Annotated in this window: 28 protein-coding genes and 1 CRISPR repeat array; of the genes, 18 read left to right on the top strand and 10 right to left on the bottom strand. The window is 44.6% G+C overall.

All coding sequences use genetic code 11. The features are described 5' to 3' along the window. Nucleotides 1-4: 4 nt before the first annotated feature. The 3 genes from cmr1 to AC5LIL_RS01460 are packed head-to-tail and all read right to left on the bottom strand — an operon-like array spanning nt 5 to nt 2828. Nucleotides 5-892 (bottom strand): type III-B CRISPR module RAMP protein Cmr1, encoded by an 888-nt coding sequence (gene cmr1 / locus AC5LIL_RS01470; RefSeq protein WP_499824628.1) that lies wholly within the window; start codon nt 890-892, stop codon nt 5-7. 12 nt (nt 893-904) lie between these two features. Continuing rightward, complete coding sequence (gene cas6, locus AC5LIL_RS01465; RefSeq protein ID WP_499824627.1) at nt 905-1597, bottom strand: CRISPR-associated endoribonuclease Cas6; 693 nt, start codon at nt 1595-1597, stop codon at nt 905-907. Beyond that, complete coding sequence (locus AC5LIL_RS01460) at nt 1581-2828, bottom strand: TM1812 family CRISPR-associated protein (protein ID WP_499824626.1); 1248 nt, start codon at nt 2826-2828, stop codon at nt 1581-1583. Before AC5LIL_RS01460 ends, cas6 begins: the two co-directional genes overlap by 17 nt. Before the next feature lie 213 nt (nt 2829-3041). Continuing rightward, nucleotides 3042-5353: direct repeats of the CRISPR family, unit length 29 nt; unit sequence CTTTGATCTTTCCTTAATGGAATTGAAAC. A gap of 591 nt (nt 5354-5944) precedes the next feature. Here AC5LIL_RS01460 and AC5LIL_RS01455 point away from each other — a divergent pair. From AC5LIL_RS01455 to cas2, 10 genes are all read left to right on the top strand, one after another. Then, a complete protein-coding gene (locus tag AC5LIL_RS01455) occupies nt 5945-6166 on the top strand; it encodes a hypothetical protein (protein WP_499824625.1) in 222 nt (73 codons plus the stop codon). Nucleotides 6167-6176: 10 nt separating this feature from the next. Then, the gene (locus AC5LIL_RS01450) at nt 6177-6392 is read left to right on the top strand and encodes a hypothetical protein (RefSeq protein ID WP_499824624.1); all 216 of its coding nucleotides are present in this window, start codon (nt 6177-6179) and stop codon (nt 6390-6392) included. 267 nt (nt 6393-6659) lie between these two features. Beyond that, nucleotides 6660-7853 (top strand): hypothetical protein, encoded by a 1194-nt coding sequence (locus AC5LIL_RS01445; RefSeq protein WP_499824623.1) that lies wholly within the window; start codon nt 6660-6662, stop codon nt 7851-7853. Further along, nucleotides 7834-8433 (top strand): hypothetical protein, encoded by a 600-nt coding sequence (locus AC5LIL_RS01440; RefSeq protein WP_499824622.1) that lies wholly within the window; start codon nt 7834-7836, stop codon nt 8431-8433. The genes AC5LIL_RS01445 and AC5LIL_RS01440 overlap by 20 nt, the downstream gene beginning before the upstream one ends. 79 nt (nt 8434-8512) lie before the next feature. Then, on the top strand, nt 8513-9616 hold the full coding sequence (locus AC5LIL_RS01435) for an ATP-binding protein (protein WP_499824621.1): 1104 nt from the start codon (nt 8513-8515) through the stop codon (nt 9614-9616). Then, on the top strand, nt 9613-9972 hold the full coding sequence (locus tag AC5LIL_RS01430) for a hypothetical protein (protein WP_499824620.1): 360 nt from the start codon (nt 9613-9615) through the stop codon (nt 9970-9972). Before AC5LIL_RS01435 ends, AC5LIL_RS01430 begins: the two co-directional genes overlap by 4 nt. Nucleotides 9973-10093: 121 nt before the next feature. After that, entirely contained in the window at nt 10094-10477 is a 384-nt protein-coding gene (locus AC5LIL_RS01425; RefSeq protein ID WP_499824619.1) for a hypothetical protein, read from the top strand. Nucleotide 10478: 1 nt separating this feature from the next. Continuing rightward, the gene (locus AC5LIL_RS01420; RefSeq protein ID WP_499824618.1) at nt 10479-12011 is read left to right on the top strand and encodes a hypothetical protein; all 1533 of its coding nucleotides are present in this window, start codon (nt 10479-10481) and stop codon (nt 12009-12011) included. Continuing rightward, a complete protein-coding gene (cas1, locus tag AC5LIL_RS01415) occupies nt 12008-13000 on the top strand; it encodes a CRISPR-associated endonuclease Cas1 (protein ID WP_499824616.1) in 993 nt (330 codons plus the stop codon). Before AC5LIL_RS01420 ends, cas1 begins: the two co-directional genes overlap by 4 nt. Then, the gene (gene cas2 / locus AC5LIL_RS01410; RefSeq protein ID WP_499824615.1) at nt 12997-13260 is read left to right on the top strand and encodes a CRISPR-associated endonuclease Cas2; all 264 of its coding nucleotides are present in this window, start codon (nt 12997-12999) and stop codon (nt 13258-13260) included. The genes cas1 and cas2 overlap by 4 nt, the downstream gene beginning before the upstream one ends. A gap of 43 nt (nt 13261-13303) precedes the next feature. On the opposite strand, the gene AC5LIL_RS01405 is transcribed toward cas2, so the two are convergent. Further along, nucleotides 13304-13726, bottom strand: a complete 423-nt coding sequence (locus AC5LIL_RS01405) for a hypothetical protein (protein WP_074035571.1) — start codon at nt 13724-13726, stop codon at nt 13304-13306. 143 nt (nt 13727-13869) lie between these two features. Here AC5LIL_RS01405 and AC5LIL_RS01400 point away from each other — a divergent pair, with 143 nt between their 5' ends. Further along, a complete protein-coding gene (locus tag AC5LIL_RS01400) occupies nt 13870-14862 on the top strand; it encodes an MDR family oxidoreductase (RefSeq protein ID WP_499824614.1) in 993 nt (330 codons plus the stop codon). A 67-nt stretch (nt 14863-14929) separates the two neighbouring features. Here AC5LIL_RS01400 and AC5LIL_RS01395 read toward each other — a convergent pair whose 3' ends face one another. The 4 genes from AC5LIL_RS01395 to AC5LIL_RS01380 all read right to left on the bottom strand — a co-directional run bounded on the left by AC5LIL_RS01395 (nt 14930) and on the right by AC5LIL_RS01380 (nt 17411). Continuing rightward, a complete protein-coding gene (locus AC5LIL_RS01395) occupies nt 14930-15274 on the bottom strand; it encodes a YflT domain-containing protein (protein WP_499824613.1) in 345 nt (114 codons plus the stop codon). Between the two features lie 96 nt (nt 15275-15370). Further along, nucleotides 15371-16831 carry a UDP-N-acetylmuramoyl-L-alanyl-D-glutamate--2,6-diaminopimelate ligase gene (locus tag AC5LIL_RS01390; protein WP_499824612.1) on the bottom strand — a complete coding sequence of 487 codons (1461 nt, stop codon included), beginning with the start codon at nt 16829-16831 and terminating at the stop codon, nt 15371-15373. A gap of 149 nt (nt 16832-16980) precedes the next feature. Next, nucleotides 16981-17181, bottom strand: a complete 201-nt coding sequence (locus AC5LIL_RS01385; protein ID WP_499824610.1) for a helix-hairpin-helix domain-containing protein — start codon at nt 17179-17181, stop codon at nt 16981-16983. Next, on the bottom strand, nt 17178-17411 hold the full coding sequence (locus tag AC5LIL_RS01380) for a hypothetical protein (RefSeq protein WP_499824609.1): 234 nt from the start codon (nt 17409-17411) through the stop codon (nt 17178-17180). Before AC5LIL_RS01380 ends, AC5LIL_RS01385 begins: the two co-directional genes overlap by 4 nt. Before the next feature lie 122 nt (nt 17412-17533). Between AC5LIL_RS01380 and AC5LIL_RS01375 the strand changes: the two genes are divergently transcribed. After that, nucleotides 17534-17749: a zinc-ribbon domain-containing protein gene (locus tag AC5LIL_RS01375; protein ID WP_214694872.1), complete on the top strand. Its 216-nt coding sequence runs from the start codon at nt 17534-17536 to the stop codon at nt 17747-17749. An 86-nt stretch (nt 17750-17835) separates the two neighbouring features. Continuing rightward, a complete protein-coding gene (locus AC5LIL_RS01370) occupies nt 17836-18210 on the top strand; it encodes an RNA polymerase sigma factor (protein ID WP_499824608.1) in 375 nt (124 codons plus the stop codon). On the opposite strand, the gene AC5LIL_RS01365 is transcribed toward AC5LIL_RS01370, so the two are convergent. Then, nucleotides 18156-18956, bottom strand: a complete 801-nt coding sequence (locus AC5LIL_RS01365) for an HAD-IIB family hydrolase (protein ID WP_214785048.1) — start codon at nt 18954-18956, stop codon at nt 18156-18158. The two genes, AC5LIL_RS01370 and AC5LIL_RS01365, sit on opposite strands and share 55 nt — an antisense overlap. A gap of 62 nt (nt 18957-19018) precedes the next feature. Between AC5LIL_RS01365 and AC5LIL_RS01360 the strand changes: the two genes are divergently transcribed. From AC5LIL_RS01360 to AC5LIL_RS01340, 5 genes are all read left to right on the top strand, one after another. Continuing rightward, nucleotides 19019-19285, top strand: a complete 267-nt coding sequence (locus tag AC5LIL_RS01360) for a hypothetical protein (protein ID WP_214785050.1) — start codon at nt 19019-19021, stop codon at nt 19283-19285. Nucleotides 19286-19354: 69 nt separating this feature from the next. Continuing rightward, on the top strand, nt 19355-19915 hold the full coding sequence (locus AC5LIL_RS01355) for an RNA polymerase sigma factor (RefSeq protein WP_214744848.1): 561 nt from the start codon (nt 19355-19357) through the stop codon (nt 19913-19915). Beyond that, a complete protein-coding gene (locus AC5LIL_RS01350; RefSeq protein WP_214785052.1) occupies nt 19912-20634 on the top strand; it encodes an anti-sigma factor in 723 nt (240 codons plus the stop codon). Before AC5LIL_RS01355 ends, AC5LIL_RS01350 begins: the two co-directional genes overlap by 4 nt. A gap of 62 nt (nt 20635-20696) precedes the next feature. Further along, nucleotides 20697-21602 carry a Gfo/Idh/MocA family protein gene (locus tag AC5LIL_RS01345; RefSeq protein ID WP_214785054.1) on the top strand — a complete coding sequence of 302 codons (906 nt, stop codon included), beginning with the start codon at nt 20697-20699 and terminating at the stop codon, nt 21600-21602. A 13-nt stretch (nt 21603-21615) separates the two neighbouring features. After that, complete coding sequence (locus AC5LIL_RS01340) at nt 21616-21807, top strand: hypothetical protein (protein ID WP_214785056.1); 192 nt, start codon at nt 21616-21618, stop codon at nt 21805-21807. Nucleotides 21808-21850: 43 nt separating this feature from the next. On the opposite strand, the gene AC5LIL_RS01335 is transcribed toward AC5LIL_RS01340, so the two are convergent. Beyond that, entirely contained in the window at nt 21851-22750 is a 900-nt protein-coding gene (locus tag AC5LIL_RS01335; RefSeq protein ID WP_214785058.1) for a DMT family transporter, read from the bottom strand. Nucleotides 22751-22827 lie beyond the last annotated feature (77 nt).

Here is a 22827-nt window from a genome sequence, read left to right as displayed (position 1 = left end):
ATCGTTATGACATCAATGTCTCCATGAATCGGTTTTTCGCCTTTTCAAACTGGGGATGTGGTGAGCGCGTCGTTTGTGACACTTCTGTCACGATGACACGATAACCGTCCTTGAAATGTTTGACCGTCGCATGTAGCGGTGAAGCATATCGTCCACCTTTTACTTTCCCAAGAGCACCATGTAACGCACCTTCTGAAGCATTATGCGCAGCAAGACGCAATTTCTTTAACGCTTCTTCTGCAGTATCATACGTTTTCTCAATAAGTATCGTTTGGCGCCACTGTGGGCGGTCCGTTTTAACTAAGGTCGTTGCCCGTAACAGCCCCCCTTCACGTGAGTATGGAGTACCGAGTATGTCAAGTTGCGTTCTTACGTCAGTCAAATATGCATCGGAATCTTTATACACTTCAGTTTGAAGCGAACCCGCGCCGCGCCGTGCACGCTGTCCGACGCCTCCGACCGCGAAAGCGAACTTGACTGTCGCGACCGCCTCTTCAAACCCTCTTTCCGTTTTTTTTGCGGAAAGATGAATGTCCCATCCGTTCACTTGGAGAGCCGAAATTGTAAAGCCTTTCGAATGACTTGGTCGAAACTCTACTTTTTTACACGTTTCTGGTTCAGACATTGACAACCGTAACATCGACTTCTGCTTTTGACTGCCGAGCGCACCGCCGAACAGTTTGACTTCCTGCTCACGAATCACGTCAATCGGTCCGTCCTGGCTTGCTCGGTACCAATACCGAATCATCCCTTTTAGCGATGGGATTCTTAATTCTGGAACCATCTTTTTTCTCTCATCAGACATTGCACCATGAATCGCGATAGGTGTGACCCCTTGAAGAGATAATGTCACTTGTTGCAAAGCGGTACGTTGCTGTAAGGCACTCTTCATACGTCTCCTCCTTTAATAGTGAATAACGCGAGTCATGCCATGACCACTCGCATTATGACTTCCTAATCCAACTAAGTACAAGATGCGTTGCATATCTTCATCCGCTTTTAAATCAAATCGTCCATAATACGATGTAACGTATGTTTTTCGAATTTTCGATACATTTTTATTAAACTCGTCAGAAGTCGGAATCAACTCAAATGGACCGTTATATTCCTTTCCATAGTGAAAATTGTATTTAAAACGCGCATTCCTTTCTAACTGATGATAAAATTCTCCCTCTGCAGGATGAAAATAACGACGCTTGCCTTCGCTCGTTTGGAATGTTGTAATCGGACTGTCCAAATGGAGGTGCATGATTGGATTAAATTTCGGAACGTCGGGTGTCTCGAGCGAGTTGATCCAAAATTTAGATTTTCCTAGCTGAATTGACCTTTCTTTCCGAAGAGTTTCCTTAAATGCTCGCAAATCTTCAATACGGATGAATCGAACTTCCCATCGACAGGGTCCTGAGACATAGAACTCTTTTCGTTTCGTGTCAAACCGTATATTTCCTCGCAACATCGAAAAGGTAAAATATGGACAGGGTGCATCATGTACTGTTCGATCTTGTAATGTTCGATACACGACAGCACGTAACCAGTCACGATAATGCCCAGGAAGATATCCTACTTGTTCCGGTTCGATTTCAAGTATGAGGCGCATGTTCTACCTCCATTCTGGCGATGTGTCGCAACACTTCAATGTGTAGCTCACGAATATTCGATTGTTGTTGGAGACTAAGCAATTTATTCGCACCACTTGAGCTCTCACGTAATCCCATATGGTTCATATCATTTCGCTTTTCTTGAATGTGCGCTAAATTATCACGGCACGAAGATGAGAGTTGATGGAGCGATGCAAAAAACAGGTTTTCGTCTCGACCTGCCCCCTCACCGAGCCCATATCCCTTCGTGTATGCCGTCAGCGTCCGATCTAATTTTTTGCGTACTTCTTGAACATACGGGTCTATACCGAGCGAGCGAGCCGCTACTGTTACGACAGATTCTCGCCAAACGGTAATCGCTTGTAAAATTCGATTGTGTTTCATATACCAGTCATAGAGGGCAATATGTATATCTACATCGTTTTGGGCGTTTATGAATTGAGCCAAATCCTCACGCAATTGCTCTACTAATAAACGATAAGGTAACAAACGTGCATCTTTTGGAACTTCAACGTTCAAAGCTTTTTTTAATTTCGGGATGTGTTGAACGATTAATTGATAACGGTTCAAATTGAGATATGTTACAAACTGGTCGAGAACGTCAGCGATTTGCATAAACGGGAAGAGCGCTCTTGTTTCCGACGTCATCGCATACGTTTGACGTGCATGATCCGTTAGCCGTTTTAGGGCGTTGCTTTGCCCGGTCTCTATAAATTGTCGGATTGCATAAGTCCACTCTTCTACGAGAAGAACATTCTGCAAATCAATAATCGGATTGACCGATGCATGTGGTTGGAAATTTCCATAAAATAGATGAGTCATATTCGCCTCAGCGAATAACGTTGAAAATTGAGAGATTGGAACGGAAAGAATAGATAAGCTACGCATACCATGCGTTAAATCGATTGCGAACGTATCTCCCTTTTCAAGAATCGACATCCATTTTTCAAACAATGTCCATTCAATTTGAGAATCCGCATAGTGATACTCAATGACTTGGAAGGGAAGATTCGGAAAGCGCCGACTCAACTCAGTTTCAAGATTATTTAGATGTGTCGCTTTCGCTTGTGGAGTCACCATTAAAATCAATTCTTTTACTGGTTCATGAGCAGCCAATAGTTCAATCAGTGCAACAGGTATGTAGCGCGTTGGTTTCGAAGGAGGAGTCCCATCAAAGGAATATGAAGTTTCTTGATAATCTCCTGTTCCTACAAATGAAAATAATTTCATCATTCACCATCCTAACTATAAGTGATCAAACGTTATTTGAAGTGAATTGCGATAGGGGAATATATGTATTTAAACATGCAATGTTTACCTTTAATGATACTGTTTTTCTATTTATATGTATAGAAGGATTTGTCTTTCTATTTTGAGTGTGATTAAATAAATGTAAGGGCTTAATCATCCTATAATTATGGGATTTTTCACACATTTGAGTGCCTTTGATCTTTCCTTAATGGAATTGAAACTACGTGATACGTCCATTGACGATACGACCTACACCTGCTACACCTTTGATCTTTCCTTAATGGAATTGAAACTGTTGCTCGAAATCAGATGGCTTGCAGACGAGTTTTCTTCTTTGATCTTTCCTTAATGGAATTGAAACGGCCTCGATGTCTGCATGGCACTCGACACAAGTGTCTACCAACTTTGATCTTTCCTTAATGGAATTGAAACTGCTGACGTTTGTCATAACAAATGACTCCTTTGTTCAGGGCATCTTTGATCTTTCCTTAATGGAATTGAAACCCTTTTGTGATACGGTGATTTCCTTGCTTACGACATCCAACACTTTGATCTTTCCTTAATGGAATTGAAACAGCTTGCGTGCCCCTGAGTACATCACGACGTGGAAGCCTCTTTGATCTTTCCTTAATGGAATTGAAACGAGCTTGGCATAACGGCGACGGAACGCCCCATCTTTTAGTCTTTGATCTTTCCTTAATGGAATTGAAACTTGGAGGAATTGGCGGCGGCCCGTGCCGACCAGTATGTCGTCTTTGATCTTTCCTTAATGGAATTGAAACCGAGCTCGATGTTGTCAAGCTCGGCCACAGCCTCTCCACCTTTGATCTTTCCTTAATGGAATTGAAACCCGAAGACTTCGAAACTATCTGTTTTGGCGACTAGGGCTGCTTTGATCTTTCCTTAATGGAATTGAAACCCAAGCAACTCGCTTGGAAATCGAGAAAGAGTCAAGCCTTTGATCTTTCCTTAATGGAATTGAAACGTCATCCCAAGTTTGTTCTTCACGGCAATCATCTCGTTCAACTTTGATCTTTCCTTAATGGAATTGAAACGGACTTCCTCGGCGTTTTGCAGGGGGTTCGTTTCCTGCATCAACTTTGATCTTTCCTTAATGGAATTGAAACTTCTCGCCGCCCTGCTCAATTGCAAACTTGATGAGCAAACGCCTTTGATCTTTCCTTAATGGAATTGAAACTCGCAAAGTACGCCCCGAAGATTTCGAAGCCGTCCGTCTTACTTTGATCTTTCCTTAATGGAATTGAAACAGCGGGTTCGTGATGATCGCGTTCTGGTCGCCGTCGTAGTCCGCCCCTTTGATCTTTCCTTAATGGAATTGAAACTGACGGATGACATAGTTCCCTTCACTGTCTTTCTCTAAGGCTTTGATCTTTCCTTAATGGAATTGAAACTCGAGCGTGTCGCCCACCGCGTCAGAGAGTTCGAGGTCTTTGATCTTTCCTTAATGGAATTGAAACGGTCCTCAGCCTCCTGGATTTTCCCCGCTACACGAGGGACTTTGATCTTTCCTTAATGGAATTGAAACGCTTGAACGGTGCGACGACGAGCGGGTTAAAGATTACCAACTTTGATCTTTCCTTAATGGAATTGAAACTGCAGTACTCAAACTGCAACAAGCCTTGTTCTTAATTAGCTTTGATCTTTCCTTAATGGAATTGAAACTCTTTCTCTTCTCGTGCAATTTCCACGAGCTCGACAAACACTTTGATCTTTCCTTAATGGAATTGAAACGCCGCCTACGAATGCCTCAAGCTCGTGACACGTATCGAAGACTTTGATCTTTCCTTAATGGAATTGAAACACGCGTTTCGCGTCCTTGTCGGCGTTCATCGTGCGAACGCCTTTGATCTTTCCTTAATGGAATTGAAACGACGGAATGAATTGCTTGTTCGCCTTGTAGCGTTCGTACATCTTTGATCTTTCCTTAATGGAATTGAAACACCACGGAGCGGTTTCTGCTCCCTGGCTTGTTGCAGTACTCTTTGATCTTTCCTTAATGGAATTGAAACTTGAATAATCGTCTCATGCTGTGGCACGTCCTTCCTTGGCTACTTTGATCTTTCCTTAATGGAATTGAAACTCCTTGCCTACCACCTCGTGCTTCAGATCCAATACCTCCTTTGATCTTTCCTTAATGGAATTGAAACTCTCTCCATTGGAACGAACATGGAGAGGCGTTCCTGCCTGACCTTTGATCTTTCCTTAATGGAATTGAAACAGAACCATTCCCCATTGAAGAAGATACCAACCTGTGCCTTTAATCTTTCCTTAATGGAATTGAAACTTATGAATCGGCGTTTTCTTGTAACTTCTGCTCATCTTTGATCTTTCCTTAATGGAATTGAAACTGATAAGTTGAAGCTAGGTTTCTTAGGACCGCGTACGTCTTTGATCTTTCCTTAATGGAATTGAAACCAGTGGGGTGCCCGCGGTGCCGACGCGCTAGGCGAGCGGCTTTGATCTTTCCTTAATGGAATTGCTCGAACATCAAAATCTCTCATTACTCAGAACCTCGTAGAGATCATCATAGCTCACCAAAATGAACATTCCCTTGACAACACGCGCCACCAAAAGATGGTCCATTTTACTTCTATTAAAATAATGACGCCCAATGAGAAATTTCTCATCGGCGTCATGATGAAGAGGTGTTTCAGATGAATATATTAGATAAAATATTCTTAGCAGTCGGTAAGTTGATGCTTGAATATCGACGTGAAACTCGTGAGTATAACTATAGTGGTCACTAGGAGAATCAAGGTACCCTACGTAACGAAAACTGGCAATGGGTTGAGCATGATACGTTCCAACCCGTGTATATAAATGTACACAACATCCTAGATGACTATGTGATTATCGTATCTAAGCGTGAGAGTCCTCGGTCTATTGACACCCTAAAGTGTTACAGCCAGAAACAGTTTGATGGGGCTATCGAGATATACACTCTTTACTATTCTCGTCTAGGAAACGTAGTTATTAATAGGGAGGAGGTGGAGATAGTTTGACCTTCCGTTCTTCTTTTTTGTGAACGCCCAACCTATTAAATCCAGTTAGGAGACTATGGATGGCTAAAATCTATGAATTCAAAGCTAAAAACATCGGTAGCATCAACGGCATCTCAACTCGCACCCGTATACGAGAGTAACGACTCACTAACAAACGCAATAGAAGATGCAGACAGGCTTGCAGGTAATCTTGCTCTATCCCCAGAAGAAGCTCTAGAGTTGGATAGTAAAATGTATAAGAAGTATCCTGCTTTATTTGATGATGTCCGTCCTGAAAACGACTTTATAAAGTGAGGTGTATGACATGACGAAGAAAGGGAAGGTCATTACTCTAACTAAGCGTACGGTTCCTTTCCAGACACATAAATCTAGAGAGGGATTATCGTTAGGCACTCATACTGATATCGACATGCACCAGGATGTCATGCATGAAGACTATGAGCGTTTAGTTCAGAGTCTAGGAGGTAAAATGCCTCCTGTACCAGATGAAGATATTATTGAGGATGATGTATATGAATGATTACATTATGTGTCCTAAGTGTAGACACACGGATTCTGCTTTGCACTGGGATGCCAATACTAGATTGCGCTTAGGTCTTATAGACAGTGTAGACGAGCATATCGAGAACCCTGAGGACTCTAGGTATCTACCTGACCCCGAGCGTATAAAAGATACTAAGGCAGAGTATAACTGTCCTATCTGCGGGGAAGTAGTGGCAGGTACAGACGTTATTCGTTCTAAATAAGCAAAGTAAAATTTCCTAAGAAGCATGAAAGGAAGAGGTTTATGCACCGTTTTCATAACCATTCTATGGAAGAACAATTGTTGCGATTACTGACCCTCTATCCAGGTCGACATACGCAATCGGAGTTAGCTCACTTACTCCAGGTTACCCCTAAACGGTTTGAAAAAATTTGGTCTCGACTTCTAACCCGCTACCAAACCCTTCATGGGGTTTCTTTAACAGATTACTTACAGGATGTTTCTGAAGATGGTCGCAAGCGCAAATACCGTATTATCCGAACCCCAATCTCTTTTCTCGGTACGCTGAACGGATATGACAAGACAATCAAACGGAAAGGTGGGATTCCTTACGAAGCTGAGCGAATGCTTTCGCTTTGGTATGCGCTTCAAGATCTCTCTCACCCTGTTCATCTTGAAGAGTGGCTCAACGCGTACAGCGAACTTGATGAGCGAGGATTATCTCGAAAAGAAGCCACACCTCTCATCCAGCAACTGATTTCACTCCAAGTCGTGTCCCAAACGGATAACGGATTATATCGAACCATTCCTCACCCGTTCGAACAATTAAGCCTTGCCAATCATATCGTCTACTATGTAACGTCACTACATGCATCCACCACGACCTATTCACCAATTTCTCAATTTATGAGTGAATATTTCTCTACTCAAGCCATATCATTTGTGTCCCTTCACGGGGTTCAAGAGCTACCTTTACTCACTGCTTCTAAACGGAGCATTTTACAAAAACTTGTACTCCAAGAAAAGAAATGTGCCATATTTACCTACCGACAGGCAGAGGTCGCACTAACCTGTCATATCCTCGATTTAGTAGAAGAACCATTGACGAAGCGTTTATACGCTGTAACAGACCACCCAGGTGCTCGAAAAATCCGAATCGACCGAATTCGTCATATCGATATTTTATCGAACGACTTCACATATCCATCCCCATCACAAAACACAACATTCATTCACCTTCGTTTTTTTAGTACAGACACGAAAAATCCTTGGATTCTCAATCGAGTCCGGCACGACATTCAACCACATCTACTAAACATGCATTGCTCTTCAGACGTTACAGAAGTATGGATTGAGACAGATGAACCTCGTCAGTATTTCCCTTGGGTACGTGCTTTTGGCAGTTCATGCGAATGGGTTGCACCTCAAACCGAACGTACGCTGTTTTATCAACACTTATTAGAAATGAGGGAACGTTATGAATCCGCACCATCTTGATCGTGGTCGTGCCAGTTACCTAAACCAGCATGGATTGATTCCTATCACTCTCGAGATGCATGAGTGGTGGAGTAGTTACGTCGAAAATACGTTCACACGTGAAGAATTTCACTTACTCCATACTGTGGCAAATGCGATTACGGAGCAAACAACTATTGCGCTGACTCTCGTCTCCGGAGCTATCATTCATCTAATGCCAACCCATTTTTCAATTTATCCGACACGCGGCCGTTTGTATATCTGCGACAACCATCAACAGATCTTTATTGGCCACATCAATCACTGCTCTGTAGTCAGTCACTCTCATGAGACAGTTAATCCCTCCATCGAACGTCAAGAAGTAGTACTCACCTTGTTCCCAAAAGATTCTTTTGACCTCGAACGGATTGCATTCACGCTGCAGCCTTATTTGCATCGATTTCTCAGTGAAGACCTCGTGATTGTTTCTTTCCTGATAGAAGAACGTCCACAGATCTTGCGTATATTGCGTTCACTAGGCTCTCGTGCCGTACCGAATGATGAAAAGTTGCGTCAAGAAATCGTTGATTCCTTAATCGGCTGGAGCGCGTTATACGAATAACCCCCCACTATTCTCCCTACACAACAAAAATACCTCTTCTTATACTCAAGCTATATTCATTTAAGAGGAGGTCTTTTCTATGAACCCATTTAAACGCATGAGTCCTGAACACGATTTATCGATTCTTCGTCAGCCTGCATATTTACGGGCAGGAGAACTTACCTTAAAAGTCGAAAACGCCCCATTCTATATGCAAGACGATATTGCAAAACTTATGGACGAACCTATTTTGCATGATTTAGCGAGACAAATTCAACGTGTGATTCAACGAACCAAAACTTCTTTGTTAACACCCATTCCAATGATCACACTTCACGCCGAAACAACATCGGTCGAATCAAGTACAGATGAAAGACAGACACCGTCTTCAACCATCACTTTCACGAAGCCCAGAGTCTCACTTGATGACGTGGTCGTAGATCCGTTCGTCCGTGCCACTATCGATAACGCCTTATCTTATGAGCTTCATTGGAACACTACATTGAGAAATTGGGGTGTTCACGAAACCCTGAAGCGTCCTCGACCATTGGTACTCAATTTTTCAGGTGCACCTGGAACCGGAAAGTCGATGATGGCCGAAGCTATTGCATCCCATTTAAATCGTCCTCTTTGTCTCGTGAACTATGCCGAGCTTGAATCCAAATATGTTGGAGACACTCCGAAAAATATTACGGCACTGTTCGAACAAGCTCGTAAAAACAATGCAGTTCTTGTCTTCGACGAAGCGGACTCGATGCTTGGAAAACGTCTATCATCTTTAACTCAAGCCTCCGATCACGGGGTCAATTTATCACGCAGTGTCCTCTTGCTCGAATTAGAACGTCATGAAGGGGTCGTCATCTTCACAACGAATCGATACGAAAATTATGATTCCGCTTTTGAACGACGTATTTTCGCTCATGTTCCTTTTAGCTTACCGACTTTTGAATTACGCCGCGATATTTGGAATCGTATGCTTCCAGATACACTCCCTTCCGCCATTACTCTAGACGAACTCGCATTATATAGCGACATTAGTGGTGCAGACATTCAAGATATGTTCCTTCACGCCGCACTTCAGCTTGCAAACTCACACGATACCGCACTCACTAAAGATCATGTACAAACGGCCTACGACACGATTCAAGCTCGTCGCGCCACAACATCTCAATCACTCTCTATCCAGAAAGGAGAATCATCATGAGTCTACTGTTTTTACTAGGTTGGATATTAGTCGGTACCGTTGCTTCTGCCTTATTGATTCGCTATTGGGATACTGTCCGAGATTGGTTGAACACGACTGCAGCAGATTTCGTCGGTCGCTATCTTGGATATGATGCTCGCTCGCGAATGCAACAAGCGGTCGTCATTGTTGATCGCTTCATGGGAAAAGTTCGTCAACGAACCACATTAATGACCTTAACGCCTGACGGAACAGCACTTGATGAAGTTGAAGTAGAGACGCTCTACCATGAACATGAAATTGATCAGGCGTTACTTCACGAATTATCGAACAGACGAAAAATTCAACAACGATTCGAGTATAAGGGTGACATGTGATGATCACCCTTATCCTGCTCGGTGTGGTGGTCTTCTACTTTTTATCTGAACCGGAATCTCCTTCTACACCTAAACCTTATAAAACAAGAATCGTATCCCACCATACAAAGAAGGTGAAAAAATGATTTTACTCATCCTGTTACTCGTGTTCATTGGAGTTGCGGTAACCGTTGGTGTATTGATTAGTCAAGACACATCTCCTCCACAAAAGCCAAATGTCAAAATCAAACATCGGCGCACTTCTTCACAAAATCCACTCGAAGAAATCGAAGCAATGTTGAAGAACGGGAATGAAAATCAAGCAATCGCACAACTCCAACTCATGATTCGTCAGGCAAATTCAATTCGCCAAGAGGCACACCTCACTTTGCAATTACTCGCAATCTACGATGCGCTCGGTCGATCGGATGGTCACCAAATCATTCATCAAGAAAGTGATCGACTGTATCATTTGCTTTCACCTGCACAAAAGCAACAATGGATGTCCTATAAAGGAGGAGAGTGACATGAAGTGGCGCAAGATGATTCAACTAGCACGTATGCGAAAAGAAGCAAAACGGCTAAAACGAGTTCCTGTCACTTCCCAAGGAGCTACATTCGCATTATTACATCAACCGACACCTACCCCTTCTTTACTAGGCGCAGGGATACTAGGTGGTGGAGTCGCAAATACACTTTATCAACTCACGCTTCAACCTGATCCGGTTGAAGCTCTACACATTTTCGAGCAGCGTTATCCAAAAGAATTCGAAAGTTTATCTTCAGTAGAGTGGCATGACAAGTTAGAAGCGATGAGCAATCGCGAAGATGTATTGATGGGCTATGTGAATGGGTATTCCGGCTATCAAGCCGAGACCGCCGCATTTCATCATTTAGAGCAAATGGGATATACACCGTATCGTCCTACTGACGTCAACCACCCTCATGCCGACCTTTATATTACTGAAGAATCTGGACAAATCATTCCAATTCAGGTCAAAACATATGCGAGTGAATCCCGATTCCTTGATGTTATCGAGGACAAACGTGAACATGTTCAACATTTCATGGTAAATGAAGAGCTTTACGAACAGTTGCAGCACTCGGGACAACTGAATTCTTTGGCACAAGAAGGGATTGTTGTTTGGAATGGAGAGTATTCGAATGAAATGTTGCGCAATGAGGCACTATCTTCTTTAGGTCAATTGCCAACGAGTGACGTCATTTCTGAAGCATTTCAAGATGGCGCACTCGTTTCTTTACCTATCTTATCGATCGCTGCCGCCACGTATCGAATCATTCAAATTCAACGAAATCATGAATTAAGTACATCAGAAAAAACAGGAGGTTCGGCAGGAGAGTTTGTAAAAGTCGGAACGCGAACCACAGGAGGTTGGATTGGTTTCACAGTGTCTAGTGGAATCGCTACCGCCCTCACCCTCCCATTCGCTCCCGGCGTCGGCTTAGTGGGAAGCATTTGGGGCATTGGCGTAGGGAATCGTATTGGAAAACGAGTTCAGTTGAATTGGCAGTATTCTCGTCTGATGAAGAGCTATCATCAAATCAACGAGTACATGGCGCAAGGTTTTCCCCCTTTCGTCAGACAATGGATTATTGAGCAAGCACTTCAGAGAGACACTGTAATCGAACGATTACATTCCGTAAAACGTGAACTGACATTGTATCGTGACGAACTCGATCCGACTCACCCGACAGAACCGACCATGCGTGCCATTTTACTAGAAGCATATGCTGACCATTTGACTCGTTATCTCGAGACACTTCCCGAGCAACTTATTTCAATGGAAAATGAGATTTTTTCTATGCTAAAGCGATTGCAACAACGTTCGCAGGCTATCGACTCCCTACAGCTTCAAGGAGAATGGTTGGCTCAGCTAATGTTAGATATATATGAATATGTACCGAAATCGAGCTATCCGCTTCTCTCCGAGTATCTTCAAGCCGTGAAAAAGCATCCAAATCATCCATTTCGTCTGGCTTTTTCTCCCACTTCTGATTTATTAGATCGAGGCTATCGCCGACAAGGAGGATTGACGTGAAAGAACTTTACTTGACAAACTATGGTACACTTCGTGTCCAAGAAGAAACTTTATTATACGAGACAAAAGAATCCTCTCAACTGTTTCCAGTTATCGTCATAGAGTCCATTCACCTTTTAGCGAATGTTCATGTGACCCTCCCGGCAGTTCGATTATGCGCTGAACACAATATTTTATTGTTCTGGTACAATCAATATCATGAATCCATTGGCACATTCTCTCCCAACCATCCATCACGCTCCAACGAGACACTTCTTGCTCAGGCAGCAGTTTATTTAAATCCCGATATGCGATTGAAACTAGCAAAACATTTCGTACACGGTAGTCTTCAAGAAATGATTCATTTTTTAAAATTTAGTTCGGTACACCAACATCTCTTTCCCATCCACCTGCTAGAGTTAGAACGTCACAAAGTCGAGATTGATAGCGCAGAAACAGTCGATTCGTTATTGATTGTCGAAGCAAACTGTCGCAAACTATATTATCAGTACTGGAGAACGCTCTATGCACATTCACCATTTCCTTTCTCTAAACGCTCTAAGCGCCCACCATTAGATGAGATAAATGCACTGACTAGTTGGGGAAATACATTACTTTATCAAAAAACACTACAAGAGATTCATAAATCGACTTTAGACCCAAGAATTAGTGTACTTCACAGTAGTCAACATCGCTCGTATTCGTTACACCTAGATGTAGCCGAATTGTTTAAACCTTTCACGGTTGATTGGTTCAATTTTTTGCTCGTGTTCGGTAATGTTTTCACATCTGCCGATTTTGTAAAAGATGACACACGATGCTATTTATCCTCGAGCGGAAAAGCAAGATATCTATCTGCTTGGAATATTCAATGGAAGTCAAAATATCCACTCACTTCAACAGGTTCTGTTATTTTACAGCGCCATCTGATCTTAGAATTACAAAAACTCAAAAAGGCATTTACTCATCAACATGATTACACTCCATATACTGGTGCTTGGAAAATATGATTGTTCTGCTAACGTATGATGTGAAAAACACACGCTTAAAAGCGGTCAGAAGAGTATGTATACGATACTTATCCGCTACGCAACGTTCTGTTTTTGAAGGGGTTCTGACTGAAAAACAGTATCTGATTTTATCGAACGAACTAAGAGATGTGATCGACCCTAGCTATGATGCCGTCACGCTATATCGAATCTATCCAGGACATTCCTACAAACGTGAAGATTTTGGCATCATCACGTTTGTTTCTAGCATTCTTTCATGAAAAAACGTCTTTCCCATCTGAATGAGGGAAAGACGTTTTCGATTCAGTCTTCTTCGTATTCTTCTAATAAGTCGTCGACATCATATTCTTCAAAGTCTTCTTCGTCGATAAAAATATCGCGATCGTTCACAACGTGGATTGGGCCATTGGCCACATCGATGCGAATCGTCCACGCCCAAGGAATGCGTAATCGGTTATAAACCCCTGTCCAGAACTCCATCGATTCTTGCTCATACTGTTCAAATTCTGTCAGGAGTTCTTTGAACGAAACACCCGTTAATTGGAAGTTTGAATCTTGGAGCCGTTGAAGCGCATGATGTTTCGCTTCTAATTCGGCCGCTCGGACCATTTCTTCAGCGGTCGCCATCTCGAGGATTGTCCCATCTGGCGGGAGAATATCGTATACGTTGAACAATTCGCCTTCTTCTACTTCTACATCATCAAACTCATAGTCATCGTGCCGCATACTACATTCCTCCTTACGCAATTTGAATCCCCTTTATTGTACCACTCTCTACCCGATTCCCCCTAAAGATTCGTGCATATATTTTATTTGTCACGGGAAAGACTGTTAGAGTGAGAACATCCATAGGAAAAGAGGTTACGCACATGAATGAATCATTCCAAGCACTCGTGCTCGACCAGCACGATGAACACCTTCATGCCGAAGTGAAAGAAGTGAAATCCGACGTCCTTCCGAAAGAAGAAGACGGAAATGTGTTAGTGGAAGTCCACTACTCCGCGTTGAATTATAAAGACGCGCTCGGATTGACGACATCAGGCAAAATCGTAAGCCATTACCCATTTATTCCAGGATGTGAATTTGTCGGGAAAGTAGTCGAATCGGATCATCTGGATATCAAAGTTGGGGACGAAGTCATCGCCACCGGTTTCGGAATCGGGGAGCGTCATTTCGGCGGCTTCAGTCAATACGCCCAAGTGCCAGGTAACTGGCTCGTCAAATTACCGAAAGGGATGAGCATGCGGGATGCCATCGCCATCGGAACTCCAGGTCTCACAGCCATGCTATCGATTGACGCACTTGAACATGCTGGCGTTCGCCCTGGGGAAGAGGTGCTTGTCACGGGCGCGACGGGTGGCGTAGGAAGTTTCGCCATTACGTTACTTCGTCGTCTTGGCTATCATGTCGTCGCCTCGACTGGTAAAACGGATTCACCATACTTACGCTCACTCGGTGTCGAGACAATCATTGATCGAAGCGAATTAGAAGGACCTCCTCGTCCACTGGCTAAACAACGTTTCGATGCCGCCATCGATTCGGTCGGTGGGAATACCCTCGCCAACATTTTGAGCCAAACCCGATATGAAGGTGCTGTCGCCGCATGCGGTCTCGTCGGTGGCGCTGACTTGCCTACGAGTGTCTATCCGTTCATCCTTCGTGGAGTGAAACTGATTGGAATCGATTCGGTTATGCAGCCGATAGCACGCCGTACAAACGCATGGGAACGCCTTGAGGAACTCATTGATCCGAAAGTGTTGAATGACATGATTCATGAGATTCCGCTACACGACGTCCCACGTCACGCCGAAGCGATGATGCGCGGCGAGTTGAGCGGTCGCACTGTTGTTCGCCTTCGCTAAACACATCAAAGGAGGCTGAATCGCTCGCGATTCAGCCTCTTTTCTCTCTATTCTCCATGGTGTGGAATTAGATGGTAAAGCCAGCCGGTGCGTCTTTCACAACGACGAGCACTTTGCCTTGGTCTAGTTTTTCTTCTAAACGTTCCGATTCCTCTTTCGTGAAACCGAGTTCCTGGAACTCAGCGCGAAGTTCGTCCCCTTTTTTGCGGAACATGTTTTTAGCGGCTGTCCCCAATCCGACATCACTTGCAGAAACGGTATTCGCATCTGCATTGTCCGCAACACGTTTACTTCTGTCATCGTCATGTGTGATGACATAGATGTTGGACTCATCTACCCCATTTGATTTCATCGATTGAACGGCGGTAACGACTTCTTCATCATTTGTAAATTCTTTGTACAAAACTGACATGTCTATTCTCCTCCTTCAATTCTACTACACTATTATGTATTACCTTCCTCGTCATTTTTCACACATTAAAAAACGATGACAAACGTCATCGTTTTGTTAAACGGCAGGTTCCTGCCCTTTTTGTTTTTTCAATTCTTCCAATAGAATATCTGATTCATTGAACGGAATCGAACGTCGACCGATTCGCTCGATGTGATCGTGTCCTTTACCGACGACCACGACTCGCTTCCCTTTTAACGCCTGCATCGCCGCATGGCGAAGGGCATCTTCTCTCGCTTCAAATGTCACGTACTTCACGTTCGGCTGAATCCCTTTGACTAAATCGTCAATGATTTGTTTCGGATCCTCCATTCGAACATCATGTACAGTAACAATCACGTCGTTTGAATATTGACTCGCGATGCGACCCATGTCTTGGCGTTTCGTCGGGTCACGGTCTCCTGCCGCACTTAAGACGACGACGAGCGATTGGTCGTCTTGTTGTAACGTGGATAAGCATTTCTCTAGACCGTCCGGAGTGTGTGCATAATCAATATAAATTTCGGCATCTTCAGTATCGAGGCGCTCAAGACGTCCTTTTGGCAACGTAAGACCTGGTACGTTCGAGACAATCGTCCGAAGTGCCATATCAGAAGTGGAGACAAGCCCGATTGCCGCCGCCAAATTCGAGGCATTGAATGCGCCCATAAACCGGACGGGAACTTCTAGCTTAAATTCTTTCATATGAACAAGAACCGTATCCTCACGCCAGATGACTTGAATATCGGCCTCTATTTGCTCTGATGTACTATACATAATGGTTTGGCGTGTCGGTGCAAACTCGGACATGACTCGGCTCGCCTTGTCTTCCGCATTTAACACGATTGCGTCTCCATTCGTCACTTCTACCTGTTCAAACAATCGTGCTTTTGCACGAGCATATTCATCCATTGAACGATGGTAATCTAAATGATCATGCGTCAAATTCGTAAATGCGGCCGCATGAAAGTGAATTCCGGCCACACGTCCCTCCATCAATGCATGGGATGACACTTCAAGTACACAGTCTGTGACACCTGCATCAACCATATCCGCTAAAATGCGATGTAAGACGACGGCTTCCGGGGTTGTATTGGCCGTCTCAATCGTTTGATTGTGGAAACGGGCACCGATTGTACTGACAATCCCTGCACGAAGGCCAGACAGACGCAATAAATCATAGGTCAACGTCGCTGTCGTTGTTTTACCATTCGTTCCTGTCACACCATATATACGCATCCGATGGGACGGGTGATCATAAAAAGCGCTCGCAACCGCTCCTGCCGTCTGCTTCGTATCGGCAACAACCACATTCGGCACATCAAGATCGAGTGGATATTCTGAGATGACCGCACTCGCACCATTCGCCACGGCGTCTTCGGCAAACTTATGCCCGTCAACCGTGTAGCCACGAATGCAAATAAAGACATTCCCTGAACTGACCTTTCTGGAATCCGTTTCGACTCCGGTCACCCATGGATCAAGCTTCATGTCATCCATCTCATTTTGTAAAATGGCGGATAAACGTTTCGTTCTCATGCTGTGTACGTCCTTTCTCATGGGTGTCGCTAGGTGTATAAACCTTATCGTCATGTTACTAGATTTTAACGGCAATTGAGATGACAAATATATTACTTCCCGTTTTCAATGAAAAGCAATCACTTCACGAAAAAACCTAGACGTTTCATTCACGTACTAGGTTCCTCTTCCATAAATGCTAGATGATGTTTGGTTAACTCTTTTTGCAGGACGTGGATGGCATTGGGTCCAACGCCATGCCAACTCTCTACTTCACGACGCGTATAGAGAGATAAGGCATCTAAGGAATCGACTCCTTTTGACGTCAAAGCTCTTTTGGCTGGTGCAGCTAATTTCGGTAAGGCAATCATCCAATCTCCACCTTCCGTTTTCTAAGTCGTTCGTTAATGGGAAGACAGGCAAGAACTTGTTCGATTCGAAATGTTCGTCTGGCCCGTTTATTCAAATCCCACGCCACGACAAGTTCACCCTGTACTTTGATCAATTTGACCCGCCGTTTTGAAAATACTCCATGTCGATCCACATAAACCATTTCTGTGACCAGACCCGAACGCATCCATCGTAACAATTCTTCTCTCATCCTGCTTTCCCTCCTTCGATTCCATTATACAGAACGTTTGTTCTCATTTCTATTGATAAGCTGTTCGCTTATGTAAATTTCGATTATGATGGAAGAAATTCAACAGGAAAGGAAAGAAGACGATGACCTACGTTTTATTACTCGTTTTAGCGGCCTTTTTATTCGGTGCGATGATTTTCGCTGCACTGGCATTACCAAATCTTCGCAACATTTTATTCAATCGCGGCACCCTGTTCAATCAACAGAGTGAAACCGTCACTTGCCCGAAGTGCAAAACGTCATTTAAACGCGCGCCGGGAGATGCGCAGACGTGTCCAAATTGTTATCATACGTTCTAGATGGAAGAAGTAGGTTGCATATTTAACCATGTATTTTGACATTCTTTTTGTTTGAATGACCTCAAATTAGTGAAATAAGAAAAAGGATGCTTTATCTAAGTAAAGTTCCTTGTTTTTCACTGTTGAACCTTTATTTCATACGAAAGGAGTTGCATATGCTTCCTACACTCGACGAGCGCCTAATCGATCAAATTCGTTTAAAAAATCGACAAGCCCTAGAACATTTATATGCCCGCTATGAAAATCTTCTCTATCGATATGCGCTTCATCTAAATAACCATCCCGCGACTGCTGAGGCAGCTTTGACGGACTTATTTTGTCACGTCTGGCAACAACGCCTCAACTTCGAACCCCATAAAGAAACCGTTCGCGCGACTCTTATGCGTTCGTTAGAACAAATCATGCATCATATGAACGAAGAAACATCCGCCTCCAGTATTTCTAAAATTCCTTCCGCATAGGTGTTTTTTGTCACCTTTGAATGCAATCGCTTCGCCTGTTCGGTCGCGTTGTTCACTAAATATCCGTTTCCGACATATGCTAGCATGCCAATGTCGTTTCCACTGTCGCCAAAAGCGTACGTATCTTCTCGTGAAAAGGAAGCAGTGGCGTTTACATATTCCAAGCTTGATACTTTCCCCGCATGCTTTGGATAAAAATCAACATCGAACGCATCGGCCGGGTCACCTGCGTTCGGATTGCATCGACTGATGTTGACTGCGATGCCGGCTGAATCTGTCAGCATCCGAATCGTTTCTCTCCATGAACCGACTTGGTCGCGGGCATAGTAACTTCGAATCCAAGGACTCATCCCATTCCCCGGCTGTTCATTTAATTGAATACGCATCTGTCCAGTCTGTGACACGATACGTTCCACACGTGATGCAAAATCGCTCGGAAACAGTTCTTGATAGACCTTGTCCTCAACGAACGTTCCGTCCGTCTCGATTCGATATAATTCTGTGCCTAAACTTGAGGCGATCCGATGAGGCCAAAAGCGAAGATTCGCTCGTTTTACTTTTTCGTGTAACGACGCCAGCGAGCTACCCGTCACCCACATCGTCGACACGTTTGACGAATGTCGTTCCAAAAAATCCTCGAGCCGACGGATGGAAGCTAGTTGCTCATCAGAACACGCATGTGGAAAGTAGGTCTCATCAAAATCAAAACAAACAAGTATACGCCCTTCATCTGTGAATCGTTTCATTCTATCGTCTCCTTATCGTTTTCCCTTTCCTGTATAGTACAATGAAACGGAGGAGGGATCTTATGATTCAACGTATCGCTCAAATCTATTGCCAAATAAGTAGCCTGATGACGGGGTTGATCATCGTTCTCGCTTTCCTACTTGGCATTCGATCGTATTTCTTTTGGATAACGGTCAGTTCTCCCTTGGTCGCCATCGGCTTGATGCTCATGACAGCAGTCGGGTTAAGTGTGATCACCTATACGCTCTCAGAGAAATTACGATTGTTCATTTATACGAAACTTCCAATCCCATCATCTACATGTTCAATAAATAGTCACACAAAATAGTCATCCATTTTTCTGTTTTGTACGTTAGATCAATACAAGGGACATCCCTTCTGCGCAAAGGAGTATGTTATGACTGACTTAGAATTATACGAGCGTGTCCGGCAAAAGGACAAAGAAGCGCTCGAAATATTGTATGATCGGTATGAGCGAATTTTATACGCTTTTGTCCTACAGCTGACAAAGGATCGTGATTTAGCCGAAGAAGCTATGCAAGAAGTATTTATCAAGTTGTGGCGTGGCGGTGGCGTCTACGATGATTCGAAAGGCAAGTTCAGATCGTGGCTCTTTACGATGAGCCGTCACGTAGCCATCGACTTGATCCGCAAGCGGAAACCTGATTTACAACTAGACGAATCGTACGCCGAGGCCATTCCTTCTGAGTCACCATCCGTTGAAAAAGAAGTGGAGTGGCAAGAAGAACGCGCTCAAATCGAGACGGCCATGGCGACACTGCCGGCCGAACAACAGCAAGTCGTTCGACTCATGTACTTCCAAGGGCTCAGTCAGCAAAAGATTGCTGATGCATGTGGCATCCCGCTTGGTACAGTGAAAGGAAGGATTCGACTGGCGCTGAAGCAACTGAGGAAACAGTTATCCCATGAATTCATCGGAAAGGAGGTAGAACAATGAACGCATGCGACCAATTGATTGACTATTTCAACCAACATCTATCGGAAGATGAACGAGCAAAATTCGAACAACACTTAGTATCGTGTAAAGATTGTCAAGAAGAGCTCGAGCAACTCGAAGCACTCGTCGGTGGCGTCGCGTTCTTGTCTACTCCGATTGAACCACCCCGAGGCATGAAAGCACGTGTCCTCGATCGTGTATTCGAAGAAGAAGACAATGAACCTGTCCCATCGCCCGCAACATCCGAATCTGTCCCACCCGTTACACCTTTCAAACAGAAACGAGAACGGAAAGTACCTGTCTGGGGAATGGTTACGCTCGCAGCAGCGCTCCTGCTCTCTTTGATTGGAAACGGGTATCTGCTTACCAATCAACCCGATTCACCTGGCATCGCACTGACCGAATCGATTCCACTTGAAGGTGAGTCTGAAGGAACCGCTTATCTTGCAGAACAGGATGGTACAACACAATTGATTGTTCAAACGAACGGCTTAGCCTCACTCGACGACAATGAAGTGTACCAAGTGTGGCTGTTAAAAGATGGTTCCCCAATTCCTACCGGTGCCTTCGTCACAGACGATAAGGGCAACGGGACGGTCATCTATACGCTCGACTCGGATGAAGTCGACGTCGACTGGGATACGGTCGCCGTCACAAAAGAACCGAATCGTGGCAACGAGACACCAGAAGGCGAAATCGTCTTAAGTGCCAGCCTTTAACCTCAACCGGACACATATACTGTCCGGTTTTTTTGTTATGATGGACCAAAGGAGTGAATGGGATGCAAAAACCTAAAATCGGGATTGTCGGACTCGGAAACATCGCCCAAAAAGCGTATTTACCAATCCTTGCGAACCACCCCCTCATTGATGTAATCGGTGCATTTTCTCCGAACACATCGAAGCGGGAAAAGATTTGCCAAACGTATCGGATGACCTCGTTCGACACATTGGAGGAACTCGCCTCATCGGTCGATGCGGCATTCGTACATAGTTCGACTGAAACCCATTATGACGTCGTTTCGTATTTACTAGAACGCGGGGTCGACGTTTACGTGGATAAGCCCCTCGCCGCAACATTGGATGAGGCGGAACAACTCGTCGAACTAGCCGAGCGACTCGGCCGCAAATTGATGGTCGGGTTCAATCGACGCTTCGCCCCGATGTATAGACGTCTTCAACAAGAATCACCCTCACATATGATCGATGTGGTGAAACATCGGGAGAACGATGTCGGTCCACAGGATGCGATGTTCACCCTTCTTGATGATTATTTGCATGTCGTTGACACGTTACGTTTCCTCGCCGGAAACGAGCTTCGACTCGTATCAGGTCAACTCGAGGTCAATGACAAGCAAGAACTTCGCTTCGCCCGTCATATATGGCAAGACGAGCATGGGATGCATACGACATCGATGCATCGTTCGGCTGGAGCGAACCATGAGCACGTCTCCATCGTCCGTGACGGAGAGCAGCTATCCGTCGACGAGATGGTCACGCTACATCGCTTCAACGATGGACGACATGAAGTGGAGACGTTCGGATCGTGGGACCCGACACTCACACAGCGAGGGTTCCAGGGAGCAATCGATCACTTCATTTCAGCCCTCATCGATGATACACCCATTCAAACAGACGGTCGTGTTGCGCTTGAGACACAGCGGCTTGTCACAAAATGTTTCGAGTAAAGGAGGGATACACATGGATTTCTTTTTCTACATCATGGTCATGGTAATCGTCGTTTCGTCGATCGGTGCCAATACGATTATCAAAACGAGAGAAGCTCGTGTCGAAGAGCGTCGCCTAAAAATTGAAGAAGAGAAGCTCGCTATCCAACGTCTTCAACTCGAAATGAAACGCGAACAAGACAAGCTCGAGCATCACGGTTTTTAATAAAAGCGGTCGCCCTCTAAACATGAGAGCAACCGTGTTGTCGTCAAAGATTTCGTTCTGACATGGGCAGTTGTTGTCGCCGTTCTGCGAGCGTCGACCACGTCACGGCCGTCATGATACAACCGGCACCGATAAAGAAATTCAGATGGAGCGTCTCATTCAAGACGAGCCATCCGAGCGTCCCTCCGACCAAAGGCTGGAAGAAGAAAAAGAGTGACCCGACACTCGCATCCATTAACTCAAGCCCCTTGTTCCAAAAGAAGAACGCCCCTGCCGTCGACACGACACCGATATATAGGACACTGAGCCAAAGAACACCATTCAATTCCGGAAAGCCGTTTTGCATGACCTCCATACTCATCAAAGGGGTCATCAGCAACCATGCGACTCCAATCGCAAACGTCGTCAGTGTCAACGTCGATAAGGTCTGTGTCCCGATTTTCACGTAAATGGACATGAGCGCCCACGTCACGGCGGCTAATACGAGTATAAAACTGCCTACGCGATACGTCCCTTCCCCTTCCCAACCGACCACAATGAGAACACCCACCGTCGCCAGTCCGAGGGCACCTACTTTGACAGGGGTCAATCGCTCCTTCAATAGGATTCGAGCGAATAAGACCATGAACGCTGGCGTCGCTGCGGTCACGAGGGATCCGGTATGCGCATCCGATAGCTTCGTTCCGATAAATTGAAACGAAATCGAAGCGACGTACCCGATGACACCGACGAGTCCAATCCATTTCCAATCTGTCCGTCGAATCCGCTCCCGTCCAAACCGAAGCCAGACGGCGAATAGGACGGTAAATGCAACAGCATATCGTAGCCAGACAAACGTGAACGGTTCAATATAAGCGAGCGCATACTTACTGACCACATACATCCCGCCCCATATACTCGCCGCAAGTGTCAAACTGAGTGCTCCTAGCCATTCTTTCCTCATGCTTTCGCCTCCTCAATGGCGACTATATACGACATCCTCATGTCTATTTCCTTTATTTTCATTGTCAGTCTAAAGAA

The sequence above is a fragment of the Exiguobacterium sp. RM11 genome, assembly GCF_059821525.1.
This window is presented reverse-complemented; position numbering and strand designations above follow the sequence as displayed.

Coding starts and splice junctions, on each gene's coding strand:
- AC5LIL_RS01335 (WP_214785058.1), bottom strand. CDS start 22,750: ATGAGGAAAGAATGGCTAGGAGCACTCAGTTTGACACTTGCGGCGAGT.
- AC5LIL_RS01425 (WP_499824619.1), top strand. CDS start 10,094: ATGATTTTACTCATCCTGTTACTCGTGTTCATTGGAGTTGCGGTAACC.
- AC5LIL_RS01430 (WP_499824620.1), top strand. CDS start 9,613: ATGAGTCTACTGTTTTTACTAGGTTGGATATTAGTCGGTACCGTTGCT.
- AC5LIL_RS01340 (WP_214785056.1), top strand. CDS start 21,616: ATGGATTTCTTTTTCTACATCATGGTCATGGTAATCGTCGTTTCGTCG.
- AC5LIL_RS01385 (WP_499824610.1), bottom strand. CDS start 17,181: ATGATTGCCTTACCGAAATTAGCTGCACCAGCCAAAAGAGCTTTGACG.
- AC5LIL_RS01450 (WP_499824624.1), top strand. CDS start 6,177: ATGACGAAGAAAGGGAAGGTCATTACTCTAACTAAGCGTACGGTTCCT.
- AC5LIL_RS01400 (WP_499824614.1), top strand. CDS start 13,870: ATGAATGAATCATTCCAAGCACTCGTGCTCGACCAGCACGATGAACAC.
- cmr1 (WP_499824628.1), bottom strand. CDS start 892: ATGAAGAGTGCCTTACAGCAACGTACCGCTTTGCAACAAGTGACATTA.
- cas6 (WP_499824627.1), bottom strand. CDS start 1,597: ATGCGCCTCATACTTGAAATCGAACCGGAACAAGTAGGATATCTTCCT.
- AC5LIL_RS01375 (WP_214694872.1), top strand. CDS start 17,534: ATGACCTACGTTTTATTACTCGTTTTAGCGGCCTTTTTATTCGGTGCG.
- AC5LIL_RS01360 (WP_214785050.1), top strand. CDS start 19,019: ATGATTCAACGTATCGCTCAAATCTATTGCCAAATAAGTAGCCTGATG.
- AC5LIL_RS01395 (WP_499824613.1), bottom strand. CDS start 15,274: ATGTCAGTTTTGTACAAAGAATTTACAAATGATGAAGAAGTCGTTACC.
- AC5LIL_RS01365 (WP_214785048.1), bottom strand. CDS start 18,956: ATGAAACGATTCACAGATGAAGGGCGTATACTTGTTTGTTTTGATTTT.
- AC5LIL_RS01350 (WP_214785052.1), top strand. CDS start 19,912: ATGAACGCATGCGACCAATTGATTGACTATTTCAACCAACATCTATCG.
- AC5LIL_RS01445 (WP_499824623.1), top strand. CDS start 6,660: ATGCACCGTTTTCATAACCATTCTATGGAAGAACAATTGTTGCGATTA.
- AC5LIL_RS01345 (WP_214785054.1), top strand. CDS start 20,697: ATGCAAAAACCTAAAATCGGGATTGTCGGACTCGGAAACATCGCCCAA.
- AC5LIL_RS01435 (WP_499824621.1), top strand. CDS start 8,513: ATGAACCCATTTAAACGCATGAGTCCTGAACACGATTTATCGATTCTT.
- AC5LIL_RS01455 (WP_499824625.1), top strand. CDS start 5,945: ATGAATTCAAAGCTAAAAACATCGGTAGCATCAACGGCATCTCAACTC.
- AC5LIL_RS01390 (WP_499824612.1), bottom strand. CDS start 16,831: ATGAGAACGAAACGTTTATCCGCCATTTTACAAAATGAGATGGATGAC.
- AC5LIL_RS01440 (WP_499824622.1), top strand. CDS start 7,834: ATGAATCCGCACCATCTTGATCGTGGTCGTGCCAGTTACCTAAACCAG.
- AC5LIL_RS01460 (WP_499824626.1), bottom strand. CDS start 2,828: ATGAAATTATTTTCATTTGTAGGAACAGGAGATTATCAAGAAACTTCA.
- AC5LIL_RS01405 (WP_074035571.1), bottom strand. CDS start 13,726: ATGCGGCACGATGACTATGAGTTTGATGATGTAGAAGTAGAAGAAGGC.
- AC5LIL_RS01380 (WP_499824609.1), bottom strand. CDS start 17,411: ATGAGAGAAGAATTGTTACGATGGATGCGTTCGGGTCTGGTCACAGAA.
- AC5LIL_RS01420 (WP_499824618.1), top strand. CDS start 10,479: ATGAAGTGGCGCAAGATGATTCAACTAGCACGTATGCGAAAAGAAGCA.
- AC5LIL_RS01355 (WP_214744848.1), top strand. CDS start 19,355: ATGACTGACTTAGAATTATACGAGCGTGTCCGGCAAAAGGACAAAGAA.
- cas2 (WP_499824615.1), top strand. CDS start 12,997: ATGATTGTTCTGCTAACGTATGATGTGAAAAACACACGCTTAAAAGCG.
- AC5LIL_RS01370 (WP_499824608.1), top strand. CDS start 17,836: ATGCTTTATCTAAGTAAAGTTCCTTGTTTTTCACTGTTGAACCTTTAT.